This window comes from Christensenella sp., from assembly GCF_034927525.1.
In the GTDB taxonomy this organism is placed as follows: domain Bacteria; phylum Bacillota; class Clostridia; order Christensenellales; family Christensenellaceae; genus Christensenella.
Genome location: NZ_JAYFPU010000105.1, coordinates 1 through 17,356 on the forward strand (window position 1 = coordinate 1; position 17,356 = coordinate 17,356).

Sequence of the window (17,356 nt, forward strand, 5' to 3'; positions counted from 1 at the left end):
GAGCATTGTGTTTGATGCGATGGAGGATCAGGAATATGCAGGTACGATCACAAAAGTAGCGGACGCTTCGGAAACGAGCTCAGGGGTATCGAAATATAAGGCGCAGATACGTATTGCGCGCGACGACAAGATGCGCGCGGGCATGAACGCGACGGCAACGATCATGATCAATGAGAAGGAAGATATTTTGACGATTCCGGTGGACGCGCTGCAGGAGCGGGGCGGGGCGGTATTCGTATATACACAGCTTGACCCGGAAACGAACCTGCCGACAGGCGAGACAGAAGTAAAAACAGGTCTTTCGGACGGGGACGTGGTAGAGATCACGGAAGGCCTTACAGAAGGGCAGACGGTCTATTATGTGAAGACGACAGGACAGTCGGACATGATGTTCGGTATGCCGGGGGCAGGCATGATGGGCGGCACGAGAGCACAGGCGGTAGAAGTAAAATAAGGAGCGCGCAGACATGATCATAATGAAAGATGTTTCTAAGATATACAACATTGGCGACGAAGAAGTGCGTGCCTTAGACCATGCCAACCTGCGGATCGGTGCGGGTGAATTTGTGAGCATCATCGGCCCTTCGGGAAGCGGAAAGTCCACTTTGATGAATATTATCGGCTGCCTTGATATGGCGGACAGTGGGGAGTATTTTCTGGACGGACAGTCGATCGAGCAATATAGCGAAAATGAGCTTGCGCGTATACGTAACCACAAGATTGGTTTTATTTTCCAGAATTTCAACCTGCTTGCGAAGCTGACGGCGGAGGAAAATGCGGAACTGCCCCTTATTTATCAGGGGGTACGTCCCTCGGAGCGTAAGGAGCGCGTAGAAGAAGCACTGCGCCGCGTGGAGCTGTGGGAAAGAAGAAAGCACAGGCCGACAGAGCTTTCGGGCGGGCAGCAGCAGCGCGTGGCGATCGCGCGGGCGCTGGTCACGCGTCCGTCGCTTTTCTTGGCGGACGAGCCTACGGGTAACCTCGATTCCAAAACGGGGCAGGACATTATGCGGCTGTTTCATGAGCTGCATGAGAGCGGGAATACGATCGTGCTGATTACGCACGACGACGCGGTCGCGAAGCAGGCAAACAGGCGTATTTATATTATGGACGGACGTGTTGAGGAGGTGGCCTGATGTTATTGCAATCGATCAAAATGGCATTCAGCGCCATTGCAGCCAGCAAGATGCGATCCTTTCTTACGATGCTGGGTATCATCATCGGCGTGATCGCGCTTGTGGTGCTTGTCTCTATCGTCAGCAGCGCGACATCTTCTATCACGGAGCAGGTGGAAAGCATGGGCAACGATATGCTTTCTGTGTCGATTATGGACGATAAGGAAAACCCGATCAAGCTAAGTGAGCTGACTGCGTTGCAGAATGAAGACGTGATCGGCGAGGTCGCGCCCTCCGCGCAGATCAATGCGACGGCAAAGCACGGATATAATGATGAAACGGCAACCGTCTATGGGACGAACGCCGCGTATTACGATATACAGGGGCTGACGCTTGGACAGGGAAGGTTTTTAAAGACAACGGACGTGGATAACAGCTCTTATGTGGCGGTGCTGAGCAACGAGCTTGCGACCAACCTCTTTGGAAGCGCGGACGCATTAGGAGAAACGGTTTCGCTAAACGGCAGAAACTTTCAGGTGGTTGGCGTGTTGGAAAAGAGCGACTCGATCATGGCAAGCCTGATGGGCAATTCGCAGGCGTACATCCCGTTCAGCGTGGCGACGCGCATGTCGGACAGTGGGGCGGGCATCACGGGCTTTTATGTTTCTGCATCAGAGCCGGATCGGCTCAATGAAGCGGAGGACACGGTAAACAGCATCATGATGAATCGCCTAAAGCAGGACGAGGATGCTTTTTCTATCATGAACTCGTCGATCATTGCCGACACGATGGGCAACATCACGGGCATCCTGACGCTTGTTCTGGGCGGGATCGCCGCGATATCATTGCTTGTGGGCGGCATCGGCATTATGAATATCATGCTGGTGTCGGTGACGGAGCGCACGCGTGAGATAGGTATTCGTAAAGCGATCGGCGCGAGCAGGGGCAGTATTTTGTCACAGTTTTTGGTCGAGTCACTTGTATTGAGCTTGCTTGGGTGTCTGATTGGCGTGGCGTTGTCGTGGGTGATCATCGAGATCGCCTCTGTGGTGGCGAGCGCTTACCTGACGTTTCAGATGTCGGGCGGAGTGGTGCTCATCGCGGTCGTTTTCTCTGTGGCGATCGGCGTGCTGTTCGGGATATACCCGGCGAACAAGGCGGCGAAGAAAAACCCCATCGAGGCGCTGCGCTACGAGGGGTAAACATAAGACAAAGCTGAACATTGAAAAAGAGGAAGGGAACGCCCTTCCTCTTTTATGTCTCTGCTATTTTAGTTGTTTGCGGTAGCGCGCGGGCGTGATGCCAAATTCCTTCTTGAACGCGCGATGGAAGTTGCTTAAATCATGGAAACCGGAACCGTCGGCAACCTCCTGTATGGTGAGGGTACGGTTTTTGAGCAGTGCACACGCCTTTTTGAGGCGCATGTGCAACAAAAGCTCGTTAAAGGAGCGCCCGGTGTTTTTCTTGACCATGCGCTGCAGCCCGCTGGTGCTGTAGTGGAACTTTTCCGCCACTGAGCCAAGCGTAGCGCTTTTGAAATGGTCGGTCATGTAGTTGAGTACGCCAATCATATCGCCGGATGTTTCCTCTGTCCCGCTGAAGCCAAAATCACCTAAGTGAAAGCGCAGCAGGCGCACGCACAGCCATTCGAACTGGATGTTTAGCAGCCGTGCGGAATAATCGTCCTGTTCTGCGCTATCGAGATACATTTGGTATATCCAGTCGCGCAGCTTACCGTCTCCCGCGGTTTTGAAGTGCAGATAGCCGCCCTGATGATTGCCGTAGATGGTGTGCGCAAAGAAGGCGGACAGCAAGTCGTTGTGATTGAGCAGCGACAAAAACACCGTATCAAACGTGGAACGCCGCGCGATGATATGAAACACGATACAGTCGTCCTCGAAAATATCCATGCGGTGCCACGTACCCGGCGCGTGTAAAAACAAATCCCCTTCGCCGATTTTGTAGGGCGTATCGTCGATATACTCGGTGCAGCTGCCCTGATAGACATACACAAACTCGATAAATTCATGGCTATGGCTTTTGACAGGCATATAACGCGGGTGCAGTTGTATACTCACGTCTGCGCCGCCGGGGATCATGATATCCTCTTCGAAGCGGTTGACGCTCTTGGAAAAATCGGCGTACAACGTCGTTTTATCCTCGCGGAACGCGCGCACGTCAAAATCCCGTACCGTATCGATAGACAGGCCGTCAGAAAGCAACGGATCCAGATCGAGCCCCTGCTCGTAAAAATATTTACATAGTTGTTCGTTTGGCGTAAGCGGAATATGTATCATTGCAACATCGCTCCCTGTAACCAATATACCATAAAAGTTGCCCTGATATGCAATATTTCATCTTTCTTTTTACTGATATGATGGAGACAGAAAGAAAAAAGGGAGGTTTCCAAATGATCAAAAAAGCAAATGCAGTAAAACTCAACGTAAAGCCGGTGTTTATTGCGCTGGTACACAAATATTTTTATGAGGGGCCGTGCCGCTTTGGTAAGGGCGACGCGCTACAGCCCGGATATGACGAGATTATGGAACGCGAGATGTATAAGCAGTTTCAGGAAGATGTAAAAAAACATATGCCGCAGGAGGTCAACATTCTGCCGCCTGTTTATGTGGAGCGTTACGACGACTGGAATCAGGAAGAAGAAATGTACAAAACGATCATGGAGGACAATGAGCAGACGGATCTGTATTTGTTCCGTACGTACATTGGCCGCAACGAGATCGTTCTGGAAATCGCACAACGTACCAAAAAGCCTGCTGCAGTGGTCCCCACCGCCTGCTGTGAGGTGCTCGCTCTGTCGGCTGCGCTTACAAGCCGCGATCTGGAATTTTATGCCGCGCGTACATGGCCGGAGCTGGCGACGGACTTAAAGGCGCTGCGCCTGCGCAAGGTTCTTAACAACACGAGCGTGCTCTTAAGCTCGCGCTTCAATTCGACGATGTCGTTTTCGAGCGTGGACACGTTCCGCTCTTTAGAGGACGTGACAGATAAGCTGGGCGTGAAGTTCCGTTATAAGAACATCCACGAGCTGTTAGACCAGATGTCGCCGGCGGTAGAGGGCGGCAACCCCACCACGCCGGGACGTGAAACACCGGATTTGACGGAAGAAGATATGGCAGAGGTAAGGCGCCTCGCGGACGAGATGATGCGCGACGCAAAGGAAGTGCACGTGGACAGGAAATTTTTGGAGAAGTCGCTGATCGCTTATGTGACGGTCAAAAAGAACCTTGATATGGCGGACTGTAACGCGTTTACCGTGCCGTGCCCGGACGTATGCTCTACCCGGCGCATCAACGAACAGCAGTTCACGTTCTGTATGACGCACTCGCTCTTGAACGAGCAGGGTATCCCGTCGGCGTGCGAATACGACATCAATGCGCTGCTTTCCATGATGCTTTTAACGGGCGTTTCGTATAAGGCGCCTTATATGGGCAACTGCGTGCCGCTCCCGATGGAGGATGGCAAGCTGAACCGCGACGCGATCGAAAGTTCGTTCTTTGTACACGAGGAAGACCTCGACTTTATCGAAAAGCGCGGCGACCTTAACGATCTTTACGTGATCGAGCACTCTGTACCCAACCGTAAGCTGCACGGCCTTGACGGGGAGCAGGCAGAGTATGCTATCCGCCACTTTGCATATGAACAGGGGTTTGGCGCGGTGCTGCGCTACGATTTCAACAAGGACGTTGACCAGGTGATCACGATGGTGCGTTTTTCACCAGACGTGAAAAAGCTGTTTGTGGCTAAGGGCACGATCGTTGGCGGCGGCGGTTATGATTATGATAACTGTAACACGGCGGTATACTTTAAGCCGGAAGACCAGAAAACGTTTTATGACGCGCAGAAGTTTGTGGGCAACCATATGCCCCTTATATACGGAGATTACACGAAGGAGCTTGAGCGGCTGGGCGAGATCCTTGGCCTGGAAGTTATCACGGCGTAGGAAAATGGACATAAGCATCAAAGAAAGGCTTTTGCAGTCAAAAGAGGCCGCTGCGCGCGTGGCGGCAGCCATCCTTGCAAACGAAAAGCCGGACAGGAAGTTTTTAAATAAACACTTGCGGCAGTATTTGGAGCGCAAATTTATGCTGGAGCAAGATGAGTGCGCGTCGGACGATATAGACGAGCTTTCGAAGGCGAGTATTGCAAAGAGTTTAAAGATCAGCAAGGAGCTTTTGAAGGAAGTAGACCTTGCGACCAGCTGTGAAGGAGCCACGTCCGCAACCATCAAGAAGGTGCTGTTCTTTATGGCGGTGCAGCGGGAGCTTGGTATCAGGCTTGCGCCGGACGACATTGCGCAGGTGAAGACGCTGGAGGACTTGACAGAGCTGGTTTTGCCTGCGCTGGGCGCGAAGGGGTAAAGAAAATGGGCGGTATTGAGGGATGTAGGAAGGATTTCCCCATATTGGAGCAGGAGGTGTACGGGCGGCCGCTTGTATACCTCGATAATGCTGCCACGACACAAGTGCCGCGGCAGGTGCTTGACGCGGTGTGTGGACATTATGAGCACGAGCATGCTAATGTGCACCGGGGCATCCATTACCTGAGTGAACGCTCGACGCAAAAGATGGAAGAAGCGCGTGGCGCGGTGGCGGCGTTTATCGGTGCGCACAGCGATAGTGAAATCGTCTTTACGCACGGCACGACGGACGCAATCAACACTGTTGCGGATGGCATGGAGCCGTATATCAGCGAAGGGGACGAGATCATTGTATCTGTACTGGAGCACCATTCCAACTTTGTGCCGTGGCAGCAGCTTTGCATGCGCAAAGGCGCGCGGCTGCGCAGGATGCCTGCGCCGGATGGCGAGATCGATATACAGGCGTACCGCACTATGTTGAATGAACGGACGAAGATGCTGGCGGTCACACAGGTATCCAACCTGATAGGCACGGTTACGCCGCTTGCGGAGATCATTTCCTTAGCGCACGAAAAAGGCATTCCCGTGCTTGTAGATGGCGCACAGGGCGTACGGCACGCAAACACCGACGTAGGCGCACTGGATTGCGATTTCTATTGCTTTTCAGGACACAAGATGCTGGCGACGACAGGGGTCGGCGTGTTGTATGGCAAGCGGGAACAGCTTGAGCGGCTTGCGCCTTCGCGCTTCGGCGGCGGTATGGTGGACGTGGTAACAGAAAATAAAACGACATTTGCGCCGCTGCCGGCACGGCTGGAGGCGGGTACGCCCGATTTTGCGGGTGCGGTCGCGCTTGGCGCAGCGGTACAGTATTTGGAACAACTTGGACGTAAAGCCATCGGCAGGCGGGAAAACGAGCTGCTTGCCTATGCGGAGCATGAACTTGGACAGGCCGAGGGCGTGCATATTTTAGGGCAACCTAAAAAAAGAGAGGGCGTACTTTCCTTTTGGATGGAAGGAATCCATTCGTACGACATGGCGAGCATGCTTGATAAGCTAGGTATCGCCGTACGCTCGGGCAGCCACTGCGCACAGGTCGCGCTGCAAAGCTTTGGGCTTACGGACGTGACGCGTGTATCCCCCGCGTTTTATAACACGGAAGCAGAGATAGACGCTTTGTGCGCGGGTATTGAAAAATCGGCGGCGATGCTGCGTAAATGGGGAGGCAGGCTATGACGATCAGGGAAAAGGAACAACAATTCATTGATGATTTCAATGAGCTTGACGACTGGTTTTTGCAGTACGAGTACCTGATCGAGATGATATGCGGCGTGGCGGAGCTGCCCGAAGCATTGCGCACGGGTGAGAGGCGCGTGGCGGGCTGCCAGTCGGGCGTATGGCTTGTGATGGAGCATGAGGACGGCAGGGTGAGGATACGCGCACATAGCGACGCGCTGATCATCAGGGGCATTCTTGCGGTGGTGGTATCGCTGCTTGATGGCCGTACGCCGGAGGAGATACTGAATTACGAAATGCACTTTGTGGACGCGACGCCGCTAAAGGAACAGATGTCCACCGACCGCTTTCGCGGCATGGCGGCGGTGATTCAAGAGATCAAGAAGTTTGCGGAAAAACAATAAATGTAAAGAATGCAAAGGGAACAGGCATTGCAAAAGCTTGTCCCCTTTGTTTTTTGATGATATATTGTATGGGAAACAGGCATTGAAAATGTGAAAATAATGCAGACAGGAGTTTTGAAGCAATGGGATTAAAACTGGAAACAATGTGCGTCGTTTTGGATTCGGGCAATGCAGAGGAATTGTCGGAATTTTATGCAAAATTACTTGGCTGGAAACGGTATGACTATACCCCAGATGATGAGTGGATTTTGGTGAACAACGGCAAACGGGACGGAGCGCCCGAGCTGATTTTCCAGCAAGTCGAAAACTATACAAAACCTGTATGGCCTGCTACTGAGGGACATCAACAGCAGATGGTGCATTTGGATTTCCACGTTGACGATCTGGAAGAAGGCATAAGACATGCGATCGCTTGCGGCGCAGAGCTTTCGCCCGTTCAATTAGAAGATGAATGGCGTGTGATGCTTGACCCCGCGGGGCATCCCTTTTGCATTTTACCAAAAAGATATAAGGATGCCAATTGATCTACTCTGCTATTATTTGTTATACGGGTACCGACACCTTGACTGCAAATAATATTGACCCGTTTTTGCGATTATAATATTTTTAAAAAGGATCGACAATTATTAAGGGGTCAGGGATTAATAAGATGGAAAAGAGGACTGGTACTTATTCTTTATCATTTTCGTTGAGGATGTCCGAAAAACTGTTAGGGAAACTCAAAGTCATAGCATGGGAAAACCAAAGGTCTGCAAATAAAGAGATTGTGCATATCCTTTCGGCGTATGTAAAGAAGTATGAAGAAAAGAACGGGAAAGTAGATGTCGAAATAAAATGATGTTAAGGACATCGTATGGAAGATAGATACAAATCCTATTTTAAACAAATTGGAAATGACATAAGAAAATATAGGAAAGCAAAACAATGGACGCAACAAGAGCTTGCTGATGAGGTTGGAATGAGTCGCGGTTACCTTAGCCAGATTGAGGCTTCTACCAACAAGGCGATGTTGAGTGTCTATATGTTGATTGCGATTGCAGAGGCGCTTGGTGTTGCGCCAAGAGAGTTACTATAGAATAATAAAAACCGGCTCCCACAGAAGCCGGTTTTTTTGATGCTATGCTTTTTCTTCGGATTCATATTTCTTCGCTTCTTCAGATTGTTGCTCGCGTTCACGATGTCTTTGTACATCTTCTTTGATGTGCGCGCGTTCCCTGCTGTTTTCAGCTTCGTATGCGTCGTGCTCTTTGCGGATCTCATTATTATGAACCGCAGAGCGGTGTCCTTGTTTCGTCATAGCAGATCCCTCCTTTATGGGTTACTGGTTTTATACCTAATACACGGATCAGCCTGGCGGTAAACATGGAAAAATGACAAAAAATGGATTAACGTTAAACTAAAATATCCTGTTTGCAGTCAACGTTGGGGGGAATGATCGATTATAATTGATTGCAGCTTTGATGTGAAATATAGCTGTATAAAAGGAAATTTAATGAAATAGAAAAAGAAAAAAATAAAAAGCCGTAAAAAATTATGATTTTGTTATTGACAAAGAATAGATTTAACGTTAAACTAAATTTACAAAGCAAACATAACCCAAAGACATTATTTTTTATTCTATATTTTTAAATCAAACAAAACGATAACAACGCAGCAAACGTTTTACTGCAAATGAATTTTACGGATTTTTGACGAATCGATAAAAGTGGCGGATCCGCAGTATCGCATGAGAATCAAGTCGAACGATAAACTAACACAAATTTGCTGAAAAGTACAATCATATAAAAGGGCTTGTTGGGACGAAAAGGAGATGTTTTTCATGGATTTTACAGGGAGAACCGCTATTGTAACAGGCGGGGCAAAAGGGATCGGCAGAGGCTGCGTTGAGCTGATTGCGGAACATGGCGGCAATGCGGTGATTGCCGATATGAATTTCGAGATGGCGAAAACCGTTGAAGATGAGCTTGTGAAAAAAGGCTTGAAAGCAAAAGCGGTACAGGTCAACGTGAAGCAGGTAAGCGACATCGAAAAGATGGTCAAAACCGCCGCGGATACGTTCGGATCAGTCGATATTCTGATCAACAACGCAGGGATATTCCATGCGACCCCGATCGAAGATATCACGGAAGAAGAATGGGACAACATCCTTGCGATCAACTTAAAAAGCGTGTTTTTTGCGACACAGAAGGTTTTGCCGTACATGGAGGAACAGCGGTATGGTAAGATCGTTAATCTTTCGTCCCTTGCCGGCAGAAATGGCGGCATTGCGAACGGAATGGGTTATGCCGCGACAAAGGCGGGCATCGTTGGGCTAACGCGTGGGTTTGCGTCGCGGCTTGCAAAGTACGGCATCAATGTCAACGCGGTTGCTCCCGGATCGACGGATACGGGGATTTTGGACGGGTTATCGAATAGCGAAATTGACGCTTTGGTCAAAAATATTCCGCTTGGACGCTTTGGAAAGATACATGAAGTTGCGGCGGCGATCGTGTTTCTGTGTTCGGACGACGCTGCGTTTGTTACGGGGGCGGTGCTCGATGTAAACGGCGGCATGTATTTTGGGTGAGGAAGTAAAAATGGATGAAGCGGCTTTGCTTAAAAAACTGAATATTACGGATGTAAGAGACGAAAGCGAAGTAGAGGTTGATTGGAAAAAGGCGGTACAATCGTTTGCGGGCAAAGTGATCGTGCTGGACGACGATCCGACAGGCGTACAAACCGTATACGATGTTCCTGTCTATACCTCATGGACAAAGGAGGAATGCAGGAACATTTTGTCGGAAGAAAGCAAGGTGGTCTTTATCCTGACCAACTCACGGGCGCTTTCCTACGATGAAACAAAATTGCTGCACACAGAGATCGCAGACAACCTAAAAAGAGCAGCGCACGAGAAAAATATCGACAGTAGCAGTTTGCTGATCGTTTTACGCGGGGACTCCACCATGCGTGCGCATTATCCTGTTGAAATGGATACGATCGTGCGGGAGCTTTATGGCGACGCGGGGATCGATGCGGAGATACACGTTCCGGCCTTTATCGAAGGCGGGCGCTATACGCTTCATGGAACCCACTATTTATGGCAGGACGCGCTTGTGCCTGTGGCGCAGACGGAATTTGCGCATGATCCGGTGTTTGCGTTTGAGAACTCGGACATTACGAAATGGGTATGCGAAAAAAGAAAGGCGGACTATGACCCCAAACGTTTTTTGAATATCGACATCGAAACGCTGCGCAAAGGTGATACAGACAGTATTGCGCAAAGCATGATGGACGCGCCCAAGGGGACGGGTATCGTCGTGGATGCGGCGGCCTATCGGGACTTGGAGACCTTTTGCATCGCGCTTATGAAGTGCATTGGAAGGGGCAAACGGTATGTATTCCGTTCGGGTGCTTCGATGGTACGCGTGTTGGGCGGCATGGAGCAGCGCCCGTGCCTTACAAAACAGGAGTTGAATCCGCGCGGCGAGGCAGGCATCGTCATTGTTGGTTCTTTTGTGAAAAAGACGACAGAGCAGTTGGCGGCATTAAAGACGCTTGACGGAATAGACTGTTATGAGATCAGGGTGGAGGACATTCTGAAAAATGACCTAAAGGAACAGCTAAAGCAGATCATGGACGGGATCGGCGCATCGATGAAGGCGGGACGGACAAGCTGCATCTATACGTCAAGAACATATTTTGGCGGGGAACTGAGCCAAGAAGAAAAGATTAGCAATGCCAAAACGATTTCGAATTTTTTGATCGAGATCGTCAGAAATTTGCCGAAGCAGCCGGGATACCTGATCGCCAAGGGAGGGATCACCTCAAGCGATATCGGTGTAAAGGGGCTGGGCGTTAGGCGCGCTATGGTTTTGGGACAGGCTGAGGCGGGGGTTCCGGTATGGCGGATTGATACAGAAAACCAGTTCAAAGGAATGAATTATGTTATTTTCCCCGGTAACGTGGGGCAGGAAGATACACTGAAGAAGCTGCTACAAAGACTCGACAGTTGAAAAGGAGAAGGCCTATGATTATCGATATCCATGCACATCTTGGAGTAGATAGGGTTTTTGACGAAGTAAGGACGGAAGATGAGATACTATCTGCGATGGATAAAAACGGCGTAGATGTGTCGATCGTACAGCCTATGTTTGGGCTGATTGACATAGCGGATATCCGCGAGTCGCATGACAGGATATACCGTTTTTCAAAGCAGTATGACAAGCGGATTTTCGGCATGATCAGCATGACGCCTTATTTGAAGGAACAGCAGTTTTATGACGAGGCAAAACGCTGCGTGGAAGAACTCGGTTTTGTGGGAATGAAGTTGAGCCCCAACGCGCAGGCAGTAAACCCCATGGCAAAGGTGGGGGAAATGATGTGGAAGGTATGCGACGAGTTCAAAATACCGATCATGGTACACACGGGAACGGGAATCCCGTTTTCGCTGCCCGCGCACTGCATCGGGCGTGCAAAGCAATTTCCAAACGTAAAATGTATCTTTGCACACAGCGGTATGATCCTTGGCGCGGGGGAGGTATTCCTTGCGGCAGACGAATGCAGCAATATTTATATGGATACCTCATGGACGGCGGCGCACCATATCGAGCATATGGTGAAGCATTACGGCGCAAAACGTGTGATGTTCGCGGGAGACGAAGCATCTAACATTCCTTCGGAGCTGGCAAAATACAACACGATTGATCTGACTGAAGAAGAATGGCAATGGTGTATGGGCAGAGCCGCGAACGAGGTATTTAGGCTTGGACTGCAATTTTAAGGCGCTCTTAAAATCTTAGAATCCGATCAATAGCAACATGAGGTTGGGCGGAAAAACGCACAGGTTTCTTTCTGCACGCTAAATTTCAATAAAACAAAGGTTTTTGACCGCTTTTGTATAAAAACGGCAAACCTAACAATATTCAAGGAGGAAGTGAAATGAAGAAAATACTTATGGTAGTACTGGTGGTCGCGTTGGTGCTCTCTATGGTTGCTTGCGGACAGGCTCCCCAGCCCGCAGCATCGGAAAGCGCATCGGCGGCAGCACCGACGGAGGCAGCTGAGCAAAGTCCTGCTGCGGACACGGGCAAGGACGCAGGCACGGACGGCGCTTATAAAGTGGCGTATCTGGTGGCGGACCTTGAAAACCCGGCATGGAAAGCGACAGCCGACGGATTTGAGGCAAAGGCGAAAGAATTGGGCATGGACCCCAAATCTTTCAACTCGGGCGGCAATGCGGGAACACAACTGCAAAACGCGCAGGACGTCAGCACGATGGGCTATGATGCGGTCGTGATCTGCGGGACGGACAGTGCGAGCGCAAGTTCTGCGATCAAGGAGTTCAACAAGGCGGGGATCCCGGCATGGGTACTGCACATTGCTCCCGATGACGAGGCTGTGCAGTATGAAGGCATGGTAGACGCACAGAACACGGACGGCTGCTATGAGGCAGGAAAATATCTTGCTGAAAAGTATGCGGAAAAAGGCCTGACAGGCAAAGCGGCTACGATCACGATCAGCCTCGCGCGTTCCAATGGCCAGGCGCGTCACGCAGGATTTGAAAAAGCGATGAAAGAAGCGGACATCGAGATTGGTTACATCAAAGAAGCAGTCGATTATACGAGAGATGAATCTTACAAATTCACACAGGACTTGCTCACGGCAAACGACGATATTTCGATTCTGTACTGCAACTATGATGAAGCTGTTCTGGGCGCGATGAAGGCGGTTCAGGATGCAGGACGCGAAGATGTGATCGTTTTAGGCGGATTTGACGGTTCGCCGGAGAGTCTTTCTGCAACAAAGGACGGTAAGATCAGCGTTATGGCGATTCAGCCTCTCTTTACGCATGGACAGATGATTTCGCAGCAGATGTTTGATTTCTTAAAGGATGGCAAGGCGGGAGAAAAAGTTTCCACACCGTGCCCGCTCGTTACAGTTGAAAACGCAGCGGAAACAGTGGATGGAGTTTTGGATTCTACATTCGGGCCGCAGGGCTAACGCAAAAACAAAGGTGGGATGTGGGGATGCGGAGGCAAAAGCCTTCGTTCCCCCGCCACTGGCGACAGGGAATACATAGGAGAGAGTTTTCATGGAATACTATCTTGAGGCGATTGGCGTCAGCAAACATTTCGGCGGTATCAAAGCCCTGGATTCGGTGGATTTCAAGCTAAAGAGTGGAGAAGTGCACTGCATCGTCGGCGAAAACGGCGCGGGCAAATCGACGCTGGGAAAAATGTTTGTGGGCATCAATTCGGTTGATGAAGGAACGATCCTTGTCAATGGGCAGGAAGAAAAGAATATTACGCCAGTAAAGGCGAAAAAGCTGAAGATCGCTATGGTTGCGCAGGAATTGAACCTGATGCAGCATATGTCGATCGCGGAAAACATTTATATGCTTGAAGATGCAAGCTACCAGAAAAACGCATTTTATAACAGAAAAAAATTAATCGAAAAAACAAAAGAGTTGTTTGAAGATTTTGATCTCGATAATTTTCCGCCTGTTCATACGATTGTATCCGAGCTCACTGTAGGGCAACAGCAGATCGTGGAAATTATGAAGGCGGTGGCGCAGCATAATAATATCCTTATTTTTGACGAACCGACGACAGCACTTTCCTTAAGCGAGGTGGACAGGCTTTTTAAGCTGATCCGCAGGCTGAAAAGCGAGGGCGTTTCTATCATTATCGTAACGCACCGCTTTGACGAGATATTTGCGATCAGTGACGTAGTGACGGTGCTGTGCGACGGCAAACTCGTAGCCTCGCGCGTGCCCATCGAGGAGCTGGATAAATTCAAGCTGATTAAGCTTATGGTGGGGCGTGACGTCAACGATTTTTATGGACAAAAGCAACCGCGTGAACTGGGAGAGGAAGTCTTGCGGGTGGAAAACCTATCGGATGGAAGCAAGATCAGGGATGTTTCGTTCGTACTGCGAAAGAAGGAAATTCTTGGATTCGCGGGACTTGTGGGCGCTGGGCGTACGGAAATTATGGAAACGATTTTTGGGAGACGCAAAGCAACGAGCGGAGCTGTATATATAAACGGCAAGGATATCCTTGGATACAACACCAAAAAGGTGATCGACGAGGGTATTGTGTTGATTCCTGAGGATCGTAAGCAAAAGGGTATCTTTGTGGAGTTGCCCATCGAAACAAATATGACGGTCACCAGTATCAATAAAAGCAAACGCTTCATATCATATGAAAAGCAGTACACAGCGCTTGTTTCTTCGCTGACACAAAAGCTGAAGATCAAGATGGATACGCCAAAAGCGATCGCAAACTCGCTTTCCGGTGGAAACCAGCAAAAGGTTCTGTTGAGTAAGTGGCTGGCGATGGACGCGGAGGTGTTCATTTTCGATGAACCCACAAAGGGAATCGACGTGGGAACAAAAATTGAAATCTATAGCCTGATCCGTGAGCTGGCGGCGGCAGGAAAATCGATCATTGTGGTTTCTTCGGAGATGCAGGAAGTGATATCGACCTGCGATCGGATTATTGTCGTCAATGATGGAAAAATCGTGTGCGAAATGAACAGTGATGACGCAACAGAGCAGGGAATCCTGCAATATGCTATTACAGATACAGATAAAACGGAAGGTGTGGAGTAAAATGGAAAACAATGTAAAGCCTATGAACCCTCTGAAGGCACTGAGAAGGAATCATACATCGGAATTTGGTGTGGGCATCGCCCTTATTTGCCTGTTCGTGGCCTTTAGTATCATGTCCCCTGTGTTTTTATCCTCGCGAAATCTGATTAATATCTTGTACCAGATCAGCGCACTTGGTATTGTTGCCGTAGGGCAGACGATGATTATCATTACAGGCGGGATCGACCTGTCGGTAGGCTCGGTATTTGAACTGGCAGGATGGTCGATGTGTTATACTATTCTCAACGTTGGTCTTTTGGAAGGCATACTGGTCGGGATTGGCGTAGCGCTTGTGTGCGGTATCATCAATGGTGTGCTAATTGCGCACGTAAAGCTCGAGCCGTTCATTGTAACGCTGGGAACGATGTCCATATTCCATGGGCTGGCATATATTATATCGGATGCGAAGCCGGTCTCTAATCTGCCTAAAATCATGGAACAAATTGACGAATTTACGCTGGCAGGCATTCCGAGCTATGTATTGATCCTGATCGTTGTATTTGTACTGGGCTTTTTGTTCCTGCGCTTTACCAAGCCGGGCAGAATGATCTACGCAATCGGCAGTAACGAAACGGCAGCGGAATATACCGGTGTACGCGTTGGTATGTTCAAAATGATACCATATGTTATTTCGGCAGTGTGCGCGCTGGTGGCCGCGTTTGTACAGTCGTCGCACTTGATGGCGATTGACCCGGATGCGGGTTCTAATCTAAACCTGGACAGCGTTGCGGCGGTCGTAATCGGCGGCACGGCCTTAACAGGCGGTCGCGGCACATTGATTGGTACGCTGATCGGTATCCTGTTGATGGGTATTTTGAGGAACGGACTTAACCTGATGGGCGTATCTTCTTATTGGCAAGGGGTTGCGGTCGGTGCGATTCTGATTTTCGCAGTGGCGGTCGAACGTGTAATGAGGAGCAAGAGAACCGCATAGAGAAAGGAGCATATTATGGAGGCAAGGAAAAAGAGCGAATTGAAAGGCGATGTACTGCCGGGCAGGATCATTACCAAGGTGGTAGGTAAGGATTCACCCATTGCGAGCAAGAAAATGTCGATCGGATTTGGAAAATACTGCGCGGAGGCGGGGCCGATGGAGCCGCATAACCATGCGGAGGAGACCGTATATATCGTCGATGCGCAAAATGGCTGGGTACGCTATGGCGGCGAGCCGGACAACCTGCTGCATAAGATGACGCTTGAAAAGGGAATGACATTGCATTTTGACGAGCTGGAGTGGCACGTATTCGAGTATGGAGAGGGCGGATTTGTGGAGATCATCTTCATATACGGACAGACGGAAAACATCCGGCCTGAGGAAATACAGGCAAATTAACAGATAAAGTATTCGGTAGTTGAAAATGGGTATAAAAAGGGGTGGAAACTCACTGTATACAATAGGTTTTACGTTTAAGTAAAAAATGAAGGTTTTGTTGACTTGGCTAAAATTCGATGTTATTATGCAAGGTAAGAAACGTTAAAAAAGCGAGACGAGGGAAACGCGAATTGGCAGGGAAAAAACCGGTCACACTCAAAACAATAGGAGCGAAGCTGGGCATTTCCGCGACTGCAGTGTCGAAGGCTTTGCGCGGTGACCGCAGCATCAGCGAGGAAACACGCAATAAGGTTAAAAAGCTTGCGGAGGAACTCAACTACAGGCCGAATTCCATTGCCAAAAGCCTGCGTACCAACGAGACCAAAACGCTGGGGCTGATCATCTCTGATTCTACATTGTCGCTGTTCGCGCCGGTGATCGAAGGGATCGAAAAGGTAGCGTCGGAAAAAGGCTACAGCATTATTCTGGCTGATGCGCACGCGAACGTGGAGAAGGAAAAGGAAGCGATCAGGACACTTGTTTCCCACAGGATCGACGGTTTTATGCTGGCGACCTCCACGCTCACCAGTGAAAAACATAAGGATTTTCTGGATTCGTTTGGTATTCCCTACCTGTTTTTGCTGCGAAAGTGCGAATATGAATCCGGTAATTATGTAATCAATGATAATGTTTACGGGACTTATCAGATGATCAACCATCTGATCAAGACCAACAGCAAAAAGATACATTTCATCAACATCGCAAAGAGCATTACGACAGCGGCAGAACGCGAACGCGGATATCGCGAGGCTCTTGAGGCAAACGGCATCCCGTATGACGAAAGCATCGTCTACAATGTGAACCCCAGCTTTGACGAAGGGTATCACCAGATGTCGCATATCTTAGACGCGGGGGAGCCTGTGGAGACGGTGTTCTGCGGCTGTGATATGATCGCCGTGGGCGCGATGAGCAGCATCATCGAAAAGGGGTACAGAATCCCAGAGGATATCCGTTTGGCGTCTTATGATGATATTGAATTCGCAAAATATTTGCGTGTACCGCTAACGACGGTACGTCAGCCAAAATACAGGATCGGCGAGCTTGGCGCGCAGATGCTGATCGAGATGATCACCAAGGATAAAGACCTTCATGTCGACATCGTTTTGAAGCCCGAGCTTGTGCTGCGGGAATCCACCTGATTATTTTTTAAAACAAAATAGAGGTTTTGTATTGACTTTGTTTTTGTTTGGGTTTAAAATTGATTTAACGATAAACTAAAAC

19 protein-coding genes and 1 pseudogene are annotated in these 17,356 nt (G+C 49.6%); 18 read left to right on the forward strand and 2 right to left on the reverse strand.

The window, feature by feature from the left end:
- From VB081_RS04290 to VB081_RS04300, 3 genes and pseudogenes are all read left to right on the forward strand, one after another.
- Positions 1 to 454 (forward strand): annotated as a pseudogene (locus VB081_RS04290) (HlyD family efflux transporter periplasmic adaptor subunit); the annotation flags it as partial.
- 13 nt (positions 455 to 467) lie between these two features.
- A complete protein-coding gene (locus tag VB081_RS04295) occupies positions 468 to 1,136 on the forward strand; it encodes an ABC transporter ATP-binding protein (RefSeq protein WP_323399614.1) in 669 nt (222 codons plus the stop codon).
- A complete protein-coding gene (locus tag VB081_RS04300) occupies positions 1,136 to 2,317 on the forward strand; it encodes an ABC transporter permease (protein WP_323399615.1) in 1,182 nt (393 codons plus the stop codon). Before VB081_RS04295 ends, VB081_RS04300 begins: the two co-directional genes overlap by 1 nt.
- Before the next feature lie 63 nt (positions 2,318 to 2,380).
- Here VB081_RS04300 and VB081_RS04305 read toward each other — a convergent pair whose 3' ends face one another.
- The gene (locus VB081_RS04305; protein WP_323399616.1) at positions 2,381 to 3,412 is read right to left on the reverse strand and encodes an AraC family transcriptional regulator; all 1,032 of its coding nucleotides are present in this window, start codon (positions 3,410 to 3,412) and stop codon (positions 2,381 to 2,383) included.
- Positions 3,413 to 3,525: 113 nt separating this feature from the next.
- On the opposite strand from VB081_RS04305, the gene VB081_RS04310 reads away from it, so the two are divergent.
- The 7 genes from VB081_RS04310 (at position 3,526) to VB081_RS04340 (ending at position 8,208) form a co-directional block, all read left to right on the forward strand.
- Positions 3,526 to 5,076 (forward strand): fucose isomerase, encoded by a 1,551-nt coding sequence (locus VB081_RS04310; protein WP_323399617.1) that lies wholly within the window; start codon positions 3,526 to 3,528, stop codon positions 5,074 to 5,076.
- 4 nt (positions 5,077 to 5,080) lie between these two features.
- The gene (locus tag VB081_RS04315; RefSeq protein ID WP_323399618.1) at positions 5,081 to 5,494 is read left to right on the forward strand and encodes a hypothetical protein; all 414 of its coding nucleotides are present in this window, start codon (positions 5,081 to 5,083) and stop codon (positions 5,492 to 5,494) included.
- Positions 5,495 to 5,499: 5 nt separating this feature from the next.
- Positions 5,500 to 6,729, forward strand: coding sequence for an aminotransferase class V-fold PLP-dependent enzyme (locus VB081_RS04320; RefSeq protein WP_323399619.1), 1,230 nt, complete (start codon positions 5,500 to 5,502; stop codon positions 6,727 to 6,729).
- Positions 6,726 to 7,133 carry a SufE family protein gene (locus VB081_RS04325; protein WP_323399620.1) on the forward strand — a complete coding sequence of 136 codons (408 nt, stop codon included), beginning with the start codon at positions 6,726 to 6,728 and terminating at the stop codon, positions 7,131 to 7,133. The genes VB081_RS04320 and VB081_RS04325 overlap by 4 nt, the downstream gene beginning before the upstream one ends.
- A 122-nt stretch (positions 7,134 to 7,255) precedes the next feature.
- The gene (locus tag VB081_RS04330) at positions 7,256 to 7,657 is read left to right on the forward strand and encodes a VOC family protein (protein ID WP_323399621.1); all 402 of its coding nucleotides are present in this window, start codon (positions 7,256 to 7,258) and stop codon (positions 7,655 to 7,657) included.
- Positions 7,658 to 7,827: 170 nt separating this feature from the next.
- Complete coding sequence (locus VB081_RS14975; RefSeq protein ID WP_323399632.1) at positions 7,828 to 7,971, forward strand: hypothetical protein; 144 nt, start codon at positions 7,828 to 7,830, stop codon at positions 7,969 to 7,971.
- A gap of 15 nt (positions 7,972 to 7,986) precedes the next feature.
- The gene (locus VB081_RS04340; RefSeq protein ID WP_323399622.1) at positions 7,987 to 8,208 is read left to right on the forward strand and encodes a helix-turn-helix domain-containing protein; all 222 of its coding nucleotides are present in this window, start codon (positions 7,987 to 7,989) and stop codon (positions 8,206 to 8,208) included.
- Positions 8,209 to 8,250: 42 nt separating this feature from the next.
- Here VB081_RS04340 and VB081_RS04345 read toward each other — a convergent pair whose 3' ends face one another.
- Positions 8,251 to 8,430, reverse strand: a complete 180-nt coding sequence (locus VB081_RS04345) for a hypothetical protein (RefSeq protein WP_323399623.1) — start codon at positions 8,428 to 8,430, stop codon at positions 8,251 to 8,253.
- Positions 8,431 to 8,952: 522 nt separating this feature from the next.
- On the opposite strand from VB081_RS04345, the gene VB081_RS04350 reads away from it, so the two are divergent.
- From VB081_RS04350 to VB081_RS04385, 8 genes are all read left to right on the forward strand, one after another.
- Positions 8,953 to 9,699, forward strand: coding sequence for an SDR family NAD(P)-dependent oxidoreductase (locus tag VB081_RS04350; RefSeq protein WP_323399624.1), 747 nt, complete (start codon positions 8,953 to 8,955; stop codon positions 9,697 to 9,699).
- Positions 9,700 to 9,709: 10 nt separating this feature from the next.
- A complete protein-coding gene (locus VB081_RS04355) occupies positions 9,710 to 11,125 on the forward strand; it encodes a four-carbon acid sugar kinase family protein (protein ID WP_323399625.1) in 1,416 nt (471 codons plus the stop codon).
- A 14-nt stretch (positions 11,126 to 11,139) separates the two neighbouring features.
- Positions 11,140 to 11,892 carry an amidohydrolase family protein gene (locus VB081_RS04360; protein ID WP_323399626.1) on the forward strand — a complete coding sequence of 251 codons (753 nt, stop codon included), beginning with the start codon at positions 11,140 to 11,142 and terminating at the stop codon, positions 11,890 to 11,892.
- A 158-nt stretch (positions 11,893 to 12,050) separates the two neighbouring features.
- Positions 12,051 to 13,112 carry a substrate-binding domain-containing protein gene (locus tag VB081_RS04365; RefSeq protein ID WP_323399627.1) on the forward strand — a complete coding sequence of 354 codons (1,062 nt, stop codon included), beginning with the start codon at positions 12,051 to 12,053 and terminating at the stop codon, positions 13,110 to 13,112.
- 91 nt (positions 13,113 to 13,203) lie between these two features.
- A complete protein-coding gene (locus VB081_RS04370; protein WP_323399628.1) occupies positions 13,204 to 14,724 on the forward strand; it encodes a sugar ABC transporter ATP-binding protein in 1,521 nt (506 codons plus the stop codon).
- Between the two features lies 1 nt (position 14,725).
- Complete coding sequence (locus tag VB081_RS04375; protein ID WP_323399629.1) at positions 14,726 to 15,697, forward strand: ABC transporter permease; 972 nt, start codon at positions 14,726 to 14,728, stop codon at positions 15,695 to 15,697.
- Between the two features lie 15 nt (positions 15,698 to 15,712).
- A complete protein-coding gene (locus tag VB081_RS04380; protein ID WP_323399630.1) occupies positions 15,713 to 16,096 on the forward strand; it encodes a hypothetical protein in 384 nt (127 codons plus the stop codon).
- A 170-nt stretch (positions 16,097 to 16,266) separates the two neighbouring features.
- Positions 16,267 to 17,274 carry a LacI family DNA-binding transcriptional regulator gene (locus tag VB081_RS04385; protein ID WP_323399631.1) on the forward strand — a complete coding sequence of 336 codons (1,008 nt, stop codon included), beginning with the start codon at positions 16,267 to 16,269 and terminating at the stop codon, positions 17,272 to 17,274.
- The last annotated feature ends 82 nt before the right edge of the window (positions 17,275 to 17,356 follow it).

Bases quoted from the DNA above. Each gene is read 5' to 3' on its own strand.
- VB081_RS04295 (WP_323399614.1), top strand. From the start codon at position 468: ATGATCATAATGAAAGATGTTTCTAAGATATACAACATTGGCGACGAA.
- VB081_RS04300 (WP_323399615.1), top strand. From the start codon at position 1,136: ATGTTATTGCAATCGATCAAAATGGCATTCAGCGCCATTGCAGCCAGC.
- VB081_RS04305 (WP_323399616.1), bottom strand. From the start codon at position 3,412: ATGATACATATTCCGCTTACGCCAAACGAACAACTATGTAAATATTTT.
- VB081_RS04310 (WP_323399617.1), top strand. From the start codon at position 3,526: ATGATCAAAAAAGCAAATGCAGTAAAACTCAACGTAAAGCCGGTGTTT.
- VB081_RS04315 (WP_323399618.1), top strand. From the start codon at position 5,081: ATGGACATAAGCATCAAAGAAAGGCTTTTGCAGTCAAAAGAGGCCGCT.
- VB081_RS04320 (WP_323399619.1), top strand. From the start codon at position 5,500: ATGGGCGGTATTGAGGGATGTAGGAAGGATTTCCCCATATTGGAGCAG.
- VB081_RS04325 (WP_323399620.1), top strand. From the start codon at position 6,726: ATGACGATCAGGGAAAAGGAACAACAATTCATTGATGATTTCAATGAG.
- VB081_RS04330 (WP_323399621.1), top strand. From the start codon at position 7,256: ATGGGATTAAAACTGGAAACAATGTGCGTCGTTTTGGATTCGGGCAAT.
- VB081_RS14975 (WP_323399632.1), top strand. From the start codon at position 7,828: ATGTCCGAAAAACTGTTAGGGAAACTCAAAGTCATAGCATGGGAAAAC.
- VB081_RS04340 (WP_323399622.1), top strand. From the start codon at position 7,987: ATGGAAGATAGATACAAATCCTATTTTAAACAAATTGGAAATGACATA.
- VB081_RS04345 (WP_323399623.1), bottom strand. From the start codon at position 8,430: ATGACGAAACAAGGACACCGCTCTGCGGTTCATAATAATGAGATCCGC.
- VB081_RS04350 (WP_323399624.1), top strand. From the start codon at position 8,953: ATGGATTTTACAGGGAGAACCGCTATTGTAACAGGCGGGGCAAAAGGG.
- VB081_RS04355 (WP_323399625.1), top strand. From the start codon at position 9,710: ATGGATGAAGCGGCTTTGCTTAAAAAACTGAATATTACGGATGTAAGA.
- VB081_RS04360 (WP_323399626.1), top strand. From the start codon at position 11,140: ATGATTATCGATATCCATGCACATCTTGGAGTAGATAGGGTTTTTGAC.
- VB081_RS04365 (WP_323399627.1), top strand. From the start codon at position 12,051: ATGAAGAAAATACTTATGGTAGTACTGGTGGTCGCGTTGGTGCTCTCT.
- VB081_RS04370 (WP_323399628.1), top strand. From the start codon at position 13,204: ATGGAATACTATCTTGAGGCGATTGGCGTCAGCAAACATTTCGGCGGT.
- VB081_RS04375 (WP_323399629.1), top strand. From the start codon at position 14,726: ATGGAAAACAATGTAAAGCCTATGAACCCTCTGAAGGCACTGAGAAGG.
- VB081_RS04380 (WP_323399630.1), top strand. From the start codon at position 15,713: ATGGAGGCAAGGAAAAAGAGCGAATTGAAAGGCGATGTACTGCCGGGC.